Annotated in this window: 17 protein-coding genes and 1 pseudogene; 13 read left to right on the forward strand and 5 right to left on the reverse strand. The window is 34.6% G+C overall.

The window, feature by feature from the left end:
• The first annotated feature begins 274 nt into the window (after positions 1-274).
• Entirely contained in the window at positions 275-2,125 is a 1,851-nt protein-coding gene (locus tag CPHY_RS09770) for a right-handed parallel beta-helix repeat-containing protein (RefSeq protein ID WP_012199911.1), read from the forward strand.
• Positions 2,126-2,647: 522 nt separating this feature from the next.
• Here the strand turns inward: CPHY_RS09770 and CPHY_RS09775 are convergent.
• Complete coding sequence (locus CPHY_RS09775; protein ID WP_012199912.1) at positions 2,648-3,643, reverse strand: Ig-like domain-containing protein; 996 nt, start codon at positions 3,641-3,643, stop codon at positions 2,648-2,650.
• Between the two features lie 403 nt (positions 3,644-4,046).
• Here CPHY_RS09775 and CPHY_RS09780 point away from each other — a divergent pair, with 403 nt between their 5' ends.
• The 6 genes from CPHY_RS09780 (at position 4,047) to CPHY_RS09805 (ending at position 8,799) form a co-directional block, all read left to right on the forward strand.
• Positions 4,047-4,565 carry a hypothetical protein gene (locus CPHY_RS09780; RefSeq protein WP_041703453.1) on the forward strand — a complete coding sequence of 173 codons (519 nt, stop codon included), beginning with the start codon at positions 4,047-4,049 and terminating at the stop codon, positions 4,563-4,565.
• A gap of 4 nt (positions 4,566-4,569) precedes the next feature.
• Positions 4,570-5,562, forward strand: a complete 993-nt coding sequence (locus tag CPHY_RS22320) for a PT domain-containing protein (RefSeq protein WP_012199914.1) — start codon at positions 4,570-4,572, stop codon at positions 5,560-5,562.
• A 240-nt stretch (positions 5,563-5,802) separates the two neighbouring features.
• Positions 5,803-6,978, forward strand: coding sequence for an MGDG synthase family glycosyltransferase (locus tag CPHY_RS09790; RefSeq protein ID WP_012199915.1), 1,176 nt, complete (start codon positions 5,803-5,805; stop codon positions 6,976-6,978).
• On the forward strand, positions 6,959-7,603 hold the full coding sequence (locus CPHY_RS09795) for a glycerol-3-phosphate acyltransferase (protein WP_012199916.1): 645 nt from the start codon (positions 6,959-6,961) through the stop codon (positions 7,601-7,603). Before CPHY_RS09790 ends, CPHY_RS09795 begins: the two co-directional genes overlap by 20 nt.
• 218 nt (positions 7,604-7,821) lie before the next feature.
• Complete coding sequence (locus CPHY_RS09800; protein WP_012199917.1) at positions 7,822-8,394, forward strand: cyclase family protein; 573 nt, start codon at positions 7,822-7,824, stop codon at positions 8,392-8,394.
• A gap of 15 nt (positions 8,395-8,409) precedes the next feature.
• Entirely contained in the window at positions 8,410-8,799 is a 390-nt protein-coding gene (locus CPHY_RS09805; protein WP_012199918.1) for a bacteriohemerythrin, read from the forward strand.
• Between the two features lie 279 nt (positions 8,800-9,078).
• Here the strand turns inward: CPHY_RS09805 and CPHY_RS21690 are convergent, their stop codons facing one another.
• Positions 9,079-9,234 carry a hypothetical protein gene (locus CPHY_RS21690; protein WP_157668697.1) on the reverse strand — a complete coding sequence of 52 codons (156 nt, stop codon included), beginning with the start codon at positions 9,232-9,234 and terminating at the stop codon, positions 9,079-9,081.
• A gap of 388 nt (positions 9,235-9,622) precedes the next feature.
• On the opposite strand from CPHY_RS21690, the gene CPHY_RS09810 reads away from it, so the two are divergent.
• The 4 genes and pseudogenes from CPHY_RS09810 to CPHY_RS09820 all read left to right on the forward strand — a co-directional run bounded on the left by CPHY_RS09810 (position 9,623) and on the right by CPHY_RS09820 (position 11,344).
• Complete coding sequence (locus CPHY_RS09810; protein ID WP_012199919.1) at positions 9,623-9,844, forward strand: FAD-dependent oxidoreductase; 222 nt, start codon at positions 9,623-9,625, stop codon at positions 9,842-9,844.
• 24 nt (positions 9,845-9,868) lie between these two features.
• Positions 9,869-10,276, forward strand: a pseudogene (locus CPHY_RS09815) (FAD-dependent oxidoreductase); the annotation flags it as partial.
• A 65-nt stretch (positions 10,277-10,341) separates the two neighbouring features.
• A complete protein-coding gene (locus CPHY_RS21695) occupies positions 10,342-10,521 on the forward strand; it encodes a hypothetical protein (protein WP_157668698.1) in 180 nt (59 codons plus the stop codon).
• Positions 10,522-10,579: 58 nt separating this feature from the next.
• Complete coding sequence (locus tag CPHY_RS09820) at positions 10,580-11,344, forward strand: EFR1 family ferrodoxin (RefSeq protein ID WP_012199922.1); 765 nt, start codon at positions 10,580-10,582, stop codon at positions 11,342-11,344.
• 91 nt (positions 11,345-11,435) lie between these two features.
• On the opposite strand, the gene CPHY_RS09825 is transcribed toward CPHY_RS09820, so the two are convergent.
• Positions 11,436-12,002, reverse strand: coding sequence for a histidine phosphatase family protein (locus CPHY_RS09825; RefSeq protein ID WP_012199923.1), 567 nt, complete (start codon positions 12,000-12,002; stop codon positions 11,436-11,438).
• 506 nt (positions 12,003-12,508) lie between these two features.
• Between CPHY_RS09825 and CPHY_RS09830 the strand changes: the two genes are divergently transcribed.
• Together CPHY_RS09830 and CPHY_RS09835 are read left to right on the forward strand one after the other, a co-directional pair.
• Positions 12,509-13,021: a GNAT family N-acetyltransferase gene (locus CPHY_RS09830; RefSeq protein ID WP_012199924.1), complete on the forward strand. Its 513-nt coding sequence runs from the start codon at positions 12,509-12,511 to the stop codon at positions 13,019-13,021.
• 39 nt (positions 13,022-13,060) lie between these two features.
• Complete coding sequence (locus tag CPHY_RS09835) at positions 13,061-13,939, forward strand: LysR family transcriptional regulator (RefSeq protein WP_012199925.1); 879 nt, start codon at positions 13,061-13,063, stop codon at positions 13,937-13,939.
• On the opposite strand, the gene CPHY_RS09840 is transcribed toward CPHY_RS09835, so the two are convergent.
• Both CPHY_RS09840 and CPHY_RS09845 read right to left on the reverse strand, forming a co-directional pair.
• Complete coding sequence (locus tag CPHY_RS09840; protein WP_012199926.1) at positions 13,936-14,496, reverse strand: chromate transporter; 561 nt, start codon at positions 14,494-14,496, stop codon at positions 13,936-13,938. The genes CPHY_RS09835 and CPHY_RS09840 overlap by 4 nt on opposite strands.
• Positions 14,493-15,104: a chromate transporter gene (locus CPHY_RS09845; RefSeq protein ID WP_012199927.1), complete on the reverse strand. Its 612-nt coding sequence runs from the start codon at positions 15,102-15,104 to the stop codon at positions 14,493-14,495. The genes CPHY_RS09840 and CPHY_RS09845 overlap by 4 nt, the downstream gene beginning before the upstream one ends.
• Positions 15,105-15,183 lie beyond the last annotated feature (79 nt).

Below are 15,183 nucleotides of genomic sequence, written 5' to 3' on the forward strand. Positions count from 1 at the left end.
TTATCGTATGTTTTTTCGTCATGTTTAATATTGTAAATACTTACATTTGCACTTATGATATAAGTACTAATATTTTGTACGTAAGTTTCACCATCGAAGGAATTAAAGTGATAGCATAGGAGGGAGCATATGTAATCACTTACATTCTTCTATTTCTTATGCGAGAAAGGAGGTTAATGATTTATTCATAGTTGGGCATTTGTATTATGTGTTCATACATGTTTTAACTTTTTTCTAATTATGGGATGGCGCGAAGCGCAAAATGGAGGTAAATATGAAAATAGGGAAGTTTAGCAAACGGGTAGCACATGTTGTTACTCTAGCGATGATGTTCGGATTATTTTTACCTATGATGAAACCAGTAGGGACTTTAGCAGCAACGACGACAACACATGAATTAAATGTATCAAATTCAATGACAGTAGGACAATACTCATCAGATTTTACTTTAAATGGATTTACATTTATTACAGGAGGATCTATATGGGAAGTAGATAGCTCTAGCCGGTCTTACGGTGGTGTAAACTTTACGCAGAGAGTTAAATCGGGCGGAAAGGGTACCATTAGTAAAAGAGCAATCTCATTTACAGCTTCTGGAGCAGGTCAATTAACAGTTTATGCAATGAGTTCTGGAAGTACTTCAAGAAATGTAACGCTTTATGGGAACGGTAAGGATCTAGAAAGCTTTACTGCAGTGCAAGATGTCATTACTGCTATGAATTTTACGATTCCAAATTCCGGTACTTATGTTATTTATCCACCAGACGATGGTATTAGCTACTACTATTTAAAGGTAGTTAAAACCGACTCAACACCTACACCAACTCCAACAGTAAAACCGACCCAAACACCTACACCAACTCCAACTACATCAAATGAAGTTTACGTCTCAAACAATGGTTCTGCAAGTGCAAGTGGTACATATTCCAATCCAAAATCCTTAGAGGGAGCGATTAGTTCGGCGAAAGCTGGACAAACCATTTTTATGTTACCAGGTACTTATTCTTATAGTACACAAATAACAATTCCAGCAGGAACCAATGGTACATCCAGTGCACGAATTAAATTAATGCCATACAATAATGGTAGTGTAACTCTTAATTTCTCATCTCAGCCATACGGTAATCCTGATACTAATTTACGAGGTATTCAACTGGATGCAAATTATTGGCATATCTATGGAATCCGTGTGTATGGAGCTGCTGACAATGGTATCTATTTAAGCGGTAATAATAACATTATAGAAATGTGTGTATTAGAAGCCAACCGCGATACGGGATTGCAGCTGAGCAGAAGAAATTCTAGTTTAACAACTATATCAGGTTGGCCTTCCAATAACCTCATTAAAAACTGTACCTCCTTTAACAATTACGATCCAGCTACTGGTGAGAATGCAGATGGATTTGCTGCAAAATTAACTTGTGGAGAGGGAAATGTGTTTGATGGATGTATGGCATACAATAACGTAGATGATGGTTGGGATTTATATACGAAAACAGATACCGGAGCGATTGGTAGTATAACTTTGAGAAACTGTGTTTCATTCCGTAACGGTGCAACAAGTACAGGTGTTTTCACTGCAAATAGTGACGGTAATGGATTTAAGCTCGGTGGCTCAAGTATCGCAGTAGCTCACACCGTAGAAAATTGTATCGCATTTGAAAATAAAAACCATGGCTTTACCGATAATTCTAATCCAGGTCCTATTACACTAAAAAATTGTACTTCTTTTAATAATAGTTTAGCGGATGGAAATAAGTCTAATTTTGATTTTGCAAGAGCGGATACATCCAACAATTATTTTACCAATATTATTACATTCAGTACAAAGCCTGTTTCAAGTGACAAATATAAGGGAACAGCTACGAACTGTAGTTTTTATAATAGTTCTAAGTATTATCTTATAACAACGGCTACAAGTGTAAATACAAGAGGTGGAATTTATGGAACATTAAATTCAACAGGTGTTAAGACCTCAGACTTTGTGTCCTTATCAGCTCCAGCTAGTAGTTCAAACTTACATCAAACATTAAGAAATTCCGACGGTTCTATTAACTTAGGTAATTTCTTAAAGTTAAGTAGTTCTTCTGCATACAAGACAATGGGAGCTAATCTAGGAAATTAAGAGTTGATTTTTACATAGGATAATAAGAGTTAGTTATACAGACGGTAAGAGTTAGCTATAGCAAAGGATGATAAAAATTAGTTATTACAGAGGACGATAAGAATTAGCTATTACTAAAGACGAAGTAAAGATACAAAATATTAGGAAAACGTAACAGTTTGTATCCTGTGAATATACTTGGAGGGGAGCTTATATACTTTAAATTCTATATTTAATAATTTAGAAAAATAAGAAGAAGAAACTGATATTCCTTAAGATGCAAATTAGCATATTAAATAGGATACAGTTTCTTCTTTTTATTAGAGGTAGTAACTTGGTATTTTCACGGAATATCGTCAAGAATATTATTTTAGGGATTAGGTTTGCTGCATTATTCTCCAAAGATAATAATTATTCATGATAAGGAAAAGATTTTGAAACGTGATCTTACTTGTTCATGTCAATAAAAGTTTGTAAAGAGTGCTTTATCTTCTTCATTTCAATGTAATTTTTGAAGCGCGCTCATGCAAAAATTAGTAGATGTTACTCAGATACTATAACTTTACACTTTACTTTAACGCCATCCTCTTGACAATACACATAGGCAGTACCTTTTTTAATGGCAGATATCTTTCCTGATTTATCTACTGTAATTACATTGGAATTACTCGTAGTAAAGACAGGAGTATTTCCTGAGGATACTGTAGCATAAAGAGTTTTACGTTCCCCCTTTTTCATATGTATCTCATATTGATTCAATGAGATTTCTGGTTGCTTTACCGTGACAATGCAAGTAGTAGAAACACCGTCTACTGTAGCAGTGATGGTAGCATCTCCATGTTTCATCGCGGTGATTGTGCCATTAGAATCAACAATCGCAACGGACTTTTTATTTGACTTGTAAGTAGGGGGAATGCGTGAGGAAACAGATGCTGTTAGAGTATAGCTTTGCCCACGAAAAACTTTAATACTAGCACGGTCTAATTTGATCGTTGGCTTTTTTACTGTTATATTGCAAAGTGATTTGGTGCCATTTGCACTTACTGTTATTGTTGTAGTTCCTGGTTTCATGGCAGTTATTAAACCAGTGTCATCAACGATTGCTACTGATTTTTTACTACTTTTATAAGTGACAAAAGATCCGTCTGAGGTTGTTGCACTTAAACGAAAAGTCTCTCCGTTTTCAAGGGAGACTTTTTGAGAGTTTAGAGCTATTTTTGTCTCTTTCACAGTAATTTGACAGGTTGCATTTTCTTTACCTACGGTTACTGTGATTTTGGCGGTACCAGGTTTTTTCGCTACAACTTTTCCAAGAGCGCTGACTGTAGCAACCTTTGTGTTACTGCTTTTAAATTGTGGAATGTTAATTGTGCTCGCGAGCGGAATTAGCTGATAATCCTCACCAATATTTAAAGAGACGTCTTGCCTAAGCATTATGATAAAAGATGAGGCAGATGCCTGATTGGGAAGGATTGGAGTTGTACAGGTGAAAATTAAGATAAGAGATAAGAAAAATACTTTAAATTTTTTTGCTGTCATAAATATCCTCCATAAGAAATGGAGAATAATGCAATTTAAGAAATGCAAACCTAAAAATAATGTAGCATAAAGCGAGCTATATGTCAAATTATGTATTTAAATACTATAATATTTAACATAATGAATAGAAGTTGGTAGTAAAAAAGTTGGTAGTAAAAAAGATGGTAGTAAAAAGAAGATAGTAAAAAGAAGGTAGTAAAAAGAAGGTAGTAAAAATATGGTAGCAATAAGAAGATAGTAAAAAGAAGATAGTAAAAGTAGATAGAAAAAGAAGGTAGACAAAGAAGAATAGGTTGGCAGAATTAGATAGGAAGAATAGGTATCATATTCATAAAATGATTCGCATAAAATATAAAATAGTGAAGTATGGGATGGGATGTAGATGCCGGAGGTCCGTAGGAGTATGTATGAATGGGAAGAACAACGTAAGGTGTATAATCCACAGGATGCTTCAAACGACAAGAAGCCAATAAATCAGTATTTCCTCGCATCTACGGATTATTTAAATTTTGCTAAGGATGGATTAGGAGAAGTAAGAATCTATAATCCAAGCCATTCCAATAAAGACATTATATTGGATAAGCTTAGTTATATAAATTATAGTAATGCAATCGTCGGAATGGACGCTTTTATCTTTGCAAAACTAGAGGGGGAGCTATTAACCCATGAAATTCAAATCAATAGTCCCTTATCTTATCAAAAGCAAGTTAGTTTATGTGAAATTACCTTTGGTAGGAATCTAGCTTTGACGGATGGTTTACTTTTATATCAGCATATTATACCAAAGTATCAAACAATTAATGATGAATTGGAGAATCCATTCGTATTAGTTCCAGGTACTGAATGGGTGTTTCAATTTCGAATACTTTATCTTGGAACAGATGCCTGCGTTCGAATGGGCTTTCGCTGGTGGGAAAGGTGAGAATATGGATTATAATATAAATGGTAGCGAAGTGAATTTAAGTGAAATTGAAGATGATAAGAATAAATGGGAAGATCAGATAAGGAAAAGAGAAGATCAGATAGGTAATAGAGAAGATCAGATAAGTAAATGGGATGATCATATAAATAAAAGGGATGATCAGATAAGTAAAAGGGATGATCATATAAATAAAAGGGATGAACATACCAATAAAAGGGAAGATCAGATAAGTAAATGGGATGAACATATAAATAAAAGGGAAGATCATACAGATAAAAGGGAACATCAGATAAGCAAAAGTGAAGATCATTTAAATAAATGGGAAGATTATATAAATAATATGAATAAAACGTATGAAGAAAATAAAGAAGGCTTAAAGATGCAGTGGATGGAGGGATTTAATACAAAGGAAATGGAGGCAAAGAATTCATGGAATGAACCAGTAAATCAACCAATAAATCAACCAAAAAAGCAACCAATAAATCAACCAATGAATCAGCCAATAAATCAACCAATGAACCAACCAATAAAGCAACCAGTTAATCAATATGATTACATAGCAACTTCGAACATGATTTCATTTATGCGAGAAGGGGCAGGAGCTGTGATTTTATCTAATCCAGAGAATTCTAATACGAAAATCTTTATTGAAAAAACAATCTATCATAATTTTTCAGATGCCATTCTTAGTCTTGAGGTATTTCATAATGTAGAAACACCAGAGGACGCAATGTCAAGTGATCATTATGCACCAAAAGATTTAAGTAATTATCCTCAAGAACCATTTGGCAAAGTGCTTTCGCATGAAAACTTAGCTTATCATAAAGATTATTGCTTTTTGTCCTCAACGATTAATCCCTATCAGTCAGTGGATGAGTCAATGCTAAAAGGTATGGTATTAACACCTGGGACGAATCTGGCATATGTTTTTCATATAGTGAATCAACAACCACAAACAGTTATCTCTGTTACTTTTCATTGGACTGAGATAACATAATCGAATTCGAGTATTATTAAATTAAAAGTTATGAGCATTGTCGCTTGCTATTTTAGAGGTATAAGCATACCATTACATAATGTTGAAATGCGATTATCATATCCATATGAGAAAGTTCCAAATAATGTGAATAAAGAAAGAGCGTTTACTTTACAAGTAAGCGCTTTTTGTGTAAACTTAATTCAAAAGAAAACAAAAGATAAGGTGCGAGGAATACTCTGCGAAGTCATGGAGGTTGGTATGAACGTATTGATTCTTTCTTGTAATACAGGAGAGGGACATAATGCAGCGGGGCGTGCTTTAGAAGAATATCTTAAGTATTCTGGTGAAGAAGTTGAAATGATAGACTTTATGAAGCTAGCCAGTGAAAGAACTTCTCGTATTGTTGGAGGAGCTTATGTCTCTATTGCAAAATTGACACCACATTTTTTTGGACTTATCTATCAGTTAGGAATGAAAGTAAGTAATAAACGCCATAAATCTCCCGTATATTATGCAAATGCATTGATGGCAAAATACTTAAGCGAATATTTAAAGAAACATTCCGTGGATATTTTAGTAACACCACATTTATATCCTGCGGAAACTATTACATATATGAAAAAGAAGAGTTTGCTCCGTTGCAAAACCTTAGCTATCGCAACCGATTATACTTGTATCCCATTCTGGGAGGAGACTAACTGTGATGCTTATATTATACCGCATGAAGATTTAATACAAGAGTTTTCTTCGCGGGGGATAAGCAGAGAAAAGCTTTATCCTTTGGGAATTCCAGTGAAAAAAGCTTTTTGTAATAATCAAGAACTAAAAATATGTAGTTTTGATGAGCAAAATATGGAGTATAAAAGTGTAAAAGAACGTTTAAAACTCCCAAACAATCGATCTTTATTTTTGGTAATGAGTGGTAGCATGGGATTTGGAAAGATACAGCTGTTTACGTTTGAGCTAAATAGAAAGTGCAAGAAAGGAGAACAAATTGTAGTCATCTGCGGTAATAACCATAAATTATTTCGAATGATGAAGCAACGGTTTCGATATCATACGAATGTACATATTATTGGTTATACGAATAATGTGTCATTGTACATGGAAGCAGCAGATGTAGTTTATACAAAACCAGGGGGCTTAACCTCAACTGAGGTTATTGTAAAGAATAAACCACTAGTACATACAGCTCCAATCCCAGGATGTGAAACGAGCAATATGGAGTTTTTTGCTGTAAAGGGGATGGCATTATCCTCACATTCCTTAAAGAATCAGATACAACAGGGTATGAAATTAATGAATTGTGAACAGATGAGAATGGGAATGCTTAATTCACAGGTTAAACATTCTAAACCAAATGCATGTAGGGATATCTATCATTTAATGAAAAAAATGTGTGGAGAGGATGCAGATGAAATATCTCATATTTAGTTTGTTTGGCTACCTTAGTGGTAGTATCTTATTTGCTTATTGGATTCCAAAGAAAATCAAATACATCGATGTTCGGGAATTAAGTGATGATGGGAATCCTGGTACTGCCAATGCTTTTTTGTATGGCGGTGCTTTTTGTGGCGTTTTAGTTCTACTTTGTGAACTATTAAAGGGAATACTGCCTATTTTTATCAGTACAAAAGTGCTTGATATAACAAACAATGGATTTTCCTTTGTAATGGCAGCGCCAGTACTTGGACATGCATATTCAATGTTTCATAAGGGAAAGGGAGGAAAGGCAATTGCTGTTTCTTTTGGTGTACTTCTTGGGCTTATACCTGAAGTAAGACCAGTGTTATTATTGATTTTCTTTTACCTTTTATTCTCTCTATTTTTTATAATTCGTCCTCATTTGCATCGCTCAATCTTTACCTTTTTATGTTTTTCCTTGTGTTGTTATCATTTATTAAAGATTCAATCACTAACAATCGGATGTATTTTCATAGCTTTGATCGTCATCTTAAAGCACCTTCATGCATTCCATGGTGAAGCACTGGAGGTATTTTTACTTCATAGGAAAATCTATGGGAAAATGCAGAAGGATGAGGCTTCAAATCATTTATAATGGCAAATCAAATGTTTTGGTAACTATATTTAATGATTTAAGTTCTTAAATGTTAGTATGGAAAAAAAATCATGTTATGATATAATGATGAGGGACAAGAAAAAAATATTATCCAGAAGTAACATTCTTTATTTGTTCCTTTTTCTAATGCAACTCAGACGATAATTTACTTTAAAGAAAAAAACATAGTCAGATTGGTTAAAAGGGAGGAAAAATCTATGGAAATCTATGATATCACTCAGGAACTGTTCTCTGGCCGCATATTTCCGGGAGATATGGCCCCTAGATATGAAAGGGTTAAGGAAACTACAAAAGGGGATGTCTGTAATTTAACCGTTTTACATATGTGTGCGCATAATGGAACACATATAGATGCTCCTTTTCATTTTATTGATGGTGGAAAAACCGTCGATCAAATTGACTTAAGGCGAGTGATTGGGGAGTGTACTGTAGTGGAACATGAGGGTGTACTTACCAGTGAGGATGTTCAGCGAATCATGCTAAAAGGGAAAGAAAGAATACTATTAAAAGGGAAAACGGTAGTATCTTTTGAAGCAGCACAGGAATTCAATCATTTTGGGGTATTGTTGGTTGGAAATGAATCACAGACAGTAGGTCCGGAAGATTCAGCAATGCAGGTTCATCTAGAACTTTTATCGAATGAGGTAGTATTACTAGAAGGAATTAATTTATCGAATGTTCCGGAAGGAGATTATTTTCTATTTGCTGCTCCATTAAATCTTGGTGGAGCGGATGGTGCACCATGCCGTGCAGTTTTAACACGTTCGTAGAAAGGACTAAAAAATATGTTTGAGATGAAGCCAGAGTATATGACAGGGATTACAATGATTGATGAAGAACATCAAAAACTTTTTGAATTGGCAGATCAACTATATGATTTATTAAATAATGATTTTATTCATGATAAGTTTGATTATATAGTGGAAGTAATTAATGGTTTAAAAGAATATGCAAAGAAACATTTTAAAGATGAAGAAGAGTATATGATGAGCATTAATTATAAGCGTTTGTTCTCTCATAAAATTGAACATCAGGCATTTTTAGAGAAAATGGAGGGACTTGATTTAGAGTCCATTGATGAAGATCAAAAGCAAACATGCTTAGAATTACTTGGCTTTGTAAGTGATTGGTTGGTAAATCATATCCTTGGTAATGATATCTTAATTGGAAAGTAGGGATTTATACAAAACCAATACGAGAGTAAGCAACAACAGTAGTGAACCACCGTTTGTGATACCGTATGTGATTATTCTTAAAGTGTATTAAATGCTTATATCCAAACGAGAACTAAAAAGGTTAATTAACTAAATTAAAAGCGATGAAGCAAAATTATATTGTTTCATCGCTTTGTACTTGAATCTTTAATCGATTAACTCAAATACCGAAAATAAAGTGTTAAATTAAAAGACAAAGATCTGATGAGTCTAGAGAGTCGAAGCCTCTATGTTTCTTAACTAGAATTCTCTATTTTTCATAGCAGATTTATTTTTCGTAGCATTCGAAGTAGATCTAGTCTGTGCATCTTTTTCAATTTTCTCAGTTACCACGCCTTTACTTGGGCTATGTGGTAGTTCTTCTTTTTGAAAACTATGATTTGGATTTTTTGTCATAGCAACTCCTTTCCTATCTATAGAAAACAGTTTAAATTAATATTATGGGTATGATAATAAGTATTTTCAAAATATATTATCCTATACCATTTACTTTTTAAATTATAATAAAACTATATTTTTAAGGCTTTAATAACGTGGTCTGTTATGCACATTTTCATCGAGGTCACTATCATTAATTGTGCTTGATAAACGTAACTACTAATGATATATTGATTGTAAATTCAACGAAAGTGCGTTCAATATAGGTAAAGAAATAATCCTATGGCTTTTAAGTGCGTTTTGTGTTTCTAGAGAATCACTGAAGAAATCGCGTTGATGTAGGGGATTTTACCTTATTAAACGACTGGGTAGTAGATACCGATATCTTAAGAAGGAGAGTGAGTATATGAAAAAAGTTGTAGTAGTCGGCGCAGGTATTGCAGGATTATCGGCAGCGATTTACGCACAGAGGAGCGGTTTTGAGGTGACGCTCTGCGGACAGCACAGCATAGTAGGCGGGATGTGTACCAGTTGGAGGCGTAAGGGCTATTTGTTTGAGGGTACGATAAATTGGCTGACTGGTTCTAATCCGAAAACCGAAGTATTTCAAATGTGGAACCACGCTTAGCGCAGGCGATGGTGTTATCCTGAGGGTGGCTCTTTAGCAATGGTGGACAGGATGGCGGAAACCTTCAAAAACTTAGGTGGAAAGCTCCTGCTTAAAACGAAAGTAAAAAGTGTCGTTATTGAAAGTGGGGCAGTGACCGGCGTTATGTTAGATAATGACATATTACCCGCCGATGCTGTAATCGTTACGCAAGAAACAATTGCAGCGCTTGATCAATTATTTGACATACCTCTGCAAGACGCATGGCTGAAAGAACTTCGTGAAACTACCAAACCGTCTGTTTGTACTTTCATAAGCGTTGGTATTCGGACGAAGCTCCCCGATATCTTACCGGTCTGGAGGCTCGAGGAACCAATCAATCATGCAGGAAAGACGGTTACAGAAATAGCAATGCTATTAGTCAAAAATATCCTCAGACAAAGGGGAATATAGAGGTTATAGACATCGCTACTCCTTTGACGTATGAGCGCTATACCAACGCCTATCGTGGATCTTGGATGAGTGTGATGAGCCCTGGAGATAAAATGAAAACCTACTCTGGATTTCTAGAAAGTGTTAGTGGATTATACTTCGCGGGTCATCGGATTATGCCACCAGGTGGCTTGCCTACTGCACTTGTTACAGGGCGCAAGGCGGCTCAGATGGTCTGTCATCAGTTTGATGTGATGTTTAGATGAGATGGGATGTCCTTTAAAATAAGTATGACTAATCTTAGAATTGGAAGGGGAAAATCAAATGATACTGTATTTCACAGGAACGGGTAACAGTGCCTATGTTGCGCACGCTATCGCTAAGGAAACAGGTGATAAAGTTCTTTCTTTAAATGAGATGATGAAGAAAGGATCAAAGGAAAAAATTATATCCGAACTTCCTCTTGTAGTTGTAGTTCCTACATACGCATGGCGTGTACCTAGGGTTGTGAGTGATTTAATCAGACAGATACATTTTAACGGGAATCCAAAAGTATATTTTGTGTTGACCTGTGGCGATAGTATCGGCGCAGCAGAAAAATACGTTAAAAAACTATGCGCTGAAAAGGAACTTCAATTCATGGGGTGCGCAGAAGTTGTAATGCCAGAAAACTACATTGCTGTGTTTGCTGCACCTGAAAAAGATGAGGCATACGAAATTATTAGAAAATCAGAATCTGTAATTTCTGATATTTCTAAAAAAATTAAAGAAGAAGTGTCTTTTACTAGCCCTAGAATCAAGTTTCGTAGTAAAATTTCCAGTGGAATCGTAAATAACTTATTTTATAGGTTTATTGTAAAAGCAAAAGGTTTTTATGTAACCGATTCTTGTAATAGCTGTGGTTATTGTGTTCGAAGCTGCCCACTTAATAATATTCAATTAGAGGATAAAAAGCCAGTATGGGGAAAAGATTGCACCCATTGTATGGCATGCATCTGTGGTTGTCCGATAAAGGCAATTGAATACGGAAAAAACAGTAAGAGTAAAGTACGATATCAGTGCCCGAATTATCCTATGAAAGAAAATTAATAGTGCAAAAATGGCTGATTACTGGAATACAAAGCGCGGATACGATATCCTTGAAGTGCTAGAGTATTCTTAATAATCAGCCATTTAAGTTCTATCTAAAATGAGCGGCATCCATGATCGTAATAGAAGTATTTCCTGTTTGAAATTGCTTCATCTGATCAAATGGTACCTTGTTAATATAGCATAGTAAACATTTAATAACAGCACCATGACTTACGATTGCAATATCCTGAGATTCATTTTTTAGGATAGATTGTATAGCCGCTATAGAGCGGGAGAGAACCTCCTCGTAAGATTCTCCATCGGGAGTTTCTTTTGTATTTCGATTTGCATGCCATATATTAAAGGTTTCACTGTCAGTTTCTTTTACTTCTTTCCAAGTAAACCCTTCCCAACGACCAAGATTCATCTCTTCAAGTCCAGCTTTAACTATATGATCTACCTGCAAGGCTTCGCTTAATATTTTAGCAGTTTTGCGTGCCCTTTTTTGTGGACTTGAATATACCTTGTGAATAGGCAATCCTTGTGTTTTTACTTTCTCTCCAAGAGCTAATGCTTGATTGATTCCATTTTCATTTAAATCTATATCATTACTACCCTGTATTTTATTTTCAACATTCCAATCGGTTTCACCATGTCGTATAAAATAAATATTCATAGGCGTCTCCTTTTTTCTACATTATCTGACTTCATATTAAGTGTATCATAATAGAGTTATGCTTTCATTAGCACTTCTTACGAAAAAATACACTTTCCTCAGGTATTTCTTATCGCAATCAGATAAGTTATATGATACAATGTATCAAAATCACACCATCCATATCGTGTTTAAGTAATTGACAGCGTCGCTCTGGTTAAGCATTTCATTACGCTTGGTGTAAAAAATAAAACATATAATTATCAAAAATGATATAACTATTAAGAAAATATTGCTATCTAGAAATATTGCTATCTAGAAATATTGCTATCTAGAAATATTACAATCTAGAAATATTGTTATCTAGAAATATTGTTATCTAGGCATATTGTTATCTAGGAATATTGTTATCTAGGAATATTGTTATCTAGAAATATTGTTATCTAGATATATTGTTATCTAGGAATATCTTTATCTAGAAATATAGTTTCCTAGAAATATAGTTAATAGGATAGAAAGGGATTTCTATGAACGTTAGAAAAGCGATTATAAAAGATATTGATGGAATTATGAAGATAATCGAGGAGGCGAAAGCTTTTTTAAAAGAACAAGGAATTGACCAGTGGCAGAATGGTTCTCCGAATAATGAAATTATTTTAAATGATATTAAGAAAGAACAAGGTTATGTATTCGAAGAAAATCAGGAAATAATAGCTTATATGGCGCTTTGTTATGGAGAAGATGAAAGTTATCATAAAGTCTATGATGGAGAATGGCAATGTCCTAATTCCATCTATGGAACGATACACCGTACAGCAATTTCATCTAGTTACCGAGGAAAAGGAATTGCTAGAAGATTATTTCAAGCAGCAGAAGATCTGTGTGTGAATCAAAGAATGGAAAGTATAAGGATTGACACTCATCCAAATAATGAATTAATGAAACATTTAATAATAAGAGAAGGTTATCAACCTTGTGGTTATATTTTGCTACAACAGGATGGTACAAAGCGTCTGGTATATGAAAAAAAATTAATATAAATAAAATAGGATCTCAAAATGTCGAAGGAGCTTAATTAAATGACAATCAGACATTTCAAAATCTTCATTGCTGTGGTTGAGTGTGGAAAGATGAGAAGAGCAGCTGAAAGGCTATATATATCACAACCTGCAATAAGTCAAGCAATACAAGAGTTAGAAGAACATTATCAAGTCAAGTTATTTGAACGACTTTCTCAGAAACTTTCAATTACTGAGATGGGAGAACTTTTATTGCCTTATGCAAGACAAGCAGTTGAATTATTCGAAAATACAGAACAGGCGATGAAGAATGCAGGTGAAGTTTCAAGAATACGACTGGGAACGAGTATTTCTGTTGGAACCACTATTTTAAATGACTTATTAGACAGATATGAAGAGATTTACGGTAATTTGGATACGAGCGTCATTATTCATAATACTCAAACAATAGAAACTTTAATTCACAGTTGTAAACTTGATCTAGGTATTGTGGAAGGATTTGTAATTGATAAGGGTATGAAACAAATTCCGATCTGTGAGGATGAATTAGTATTAGTCGTAGGTAAATCGCATCCATTATATCAGAAAGAAATAATAACATTTGAGGAATTGCAAAATGAAATATTAATCTCACGAGAAGAAGGTAGTGTAAACCGAAATCAGTTTGAACAGCTTCTACTCGAGAGAGATATTACAATGCAAAAAAAATGGACTTGTACAAACAGTGAGGCAATCAAAATTGCAGTAGAGCATGGCCGCGGTCTCGCTATCTTATCACAGATGATTATAAGAAAAGAAGTCGAGGAAGGAACTCTTAAGATCCTGCAATTAGAAGATATTCATGTTCATAGAAAAATACATCTTATATATCATAAAGATAAGTTTCTATCAAAACCACTGAAACAATTTATTGAATTATGTCTAAGTAAAGCTCATTAAAAAATAGCGTATAAGATTGTACCAATAACACCACTACCAAAGATAATTGCGATAGCATTTACCTTGTATTTTCTTAGAAGGAATAAACCACCTATGAATAAAAGAGCTTCGATTACTCGAATATCAGAGAAAGCAAAGTTATTGTGATCGGTACCAAATAGGCCTAACATTAAGATGGAAATACCTGCTGACGCGATCAAAGCGACTACAGCTGGGCGAAGGGCGGACAATATGGTCTGAACACCGGAAAAGTTTCTATATTTATAATAAAAATAAGCAAGCGCTAAACAGATACAAAATGAAGGCAAGATGACACCTAATGTACAGACAATGGAGCCAAATACTCCTGCTAGGCGTGTACCAACAAAGGTTGCTGAATTAATGGAAATAGGTCCTGGAGTCATCTCAGCTATAGTAATTAAGTCTGTAAATTCTGCCATAGTCATTAACTTGTGAACCTCTACAATCTGCTGTTGAATTAATGGAATTGCAGCATATCCGCCACCAACACTAAACAATCCTACTTGGATAAAACTTAAAAACAATTTAAAAATCATACGGTCTCTCCTTTTTTCTTTAAGTGAACTATTAGATCGATTATACCAATTGCCACACAAGATAGTATGATTAACATGGCGCTAACTTTAAAGAAACAAGTTAATACAAAGGCAATTATCATCAATCCAATATAGATATAACGTTTGGTTTTGCAGACGTTTTTTGCAAGATTAAGGACAACATCGAAAATAACTGCTGCAACACCGGCTCTCATAACTTGTAATGCCGTTGCAATCACAGCATTTTCTCTGAACTGCTGGTAGAAAACCGAGATTACAGAGATGATTACCATAGGTGGTAACGAAGTACCAAGAACTGCAATAAGGGAACCAAGAAGCCCCTTCATACGATAACCAAGAATAACAGAAGCATTTATTGGAATTGGTCCTGGAGAGGATTGGGCGATTGCTGTGATATCTAACATTTCATCTTCGGTCAGCCAACCAAGCTCCTCGACAAATTTCTTTTTCATTAATGATACAATAACAAATCCACCCCCAAATGTGAATGCACTAAGGAAAAAAGTTGCTTTAAATAATTGCCAGAGCACATGTTTGTGTTGCGGATCCGATGGATGCATCGATTGCTTTGTTACATTTTGTTCCATGAATATTACCTCTCTTATAAATTATTGTTCATAGTCATGATACAACGAAAGTAATGAAAAAAATTATTGTATCAAATCG

The organism is Lachnoclostridium phytofermentans ISDg (genome assembly GCF_000018685.1).
GTDB lineage: Bacteria > Bacillota > Clostridia > Lachnospirales > Lachnospiraceae > Lachnoclostridium > Lachnoclostridium phytofermentans.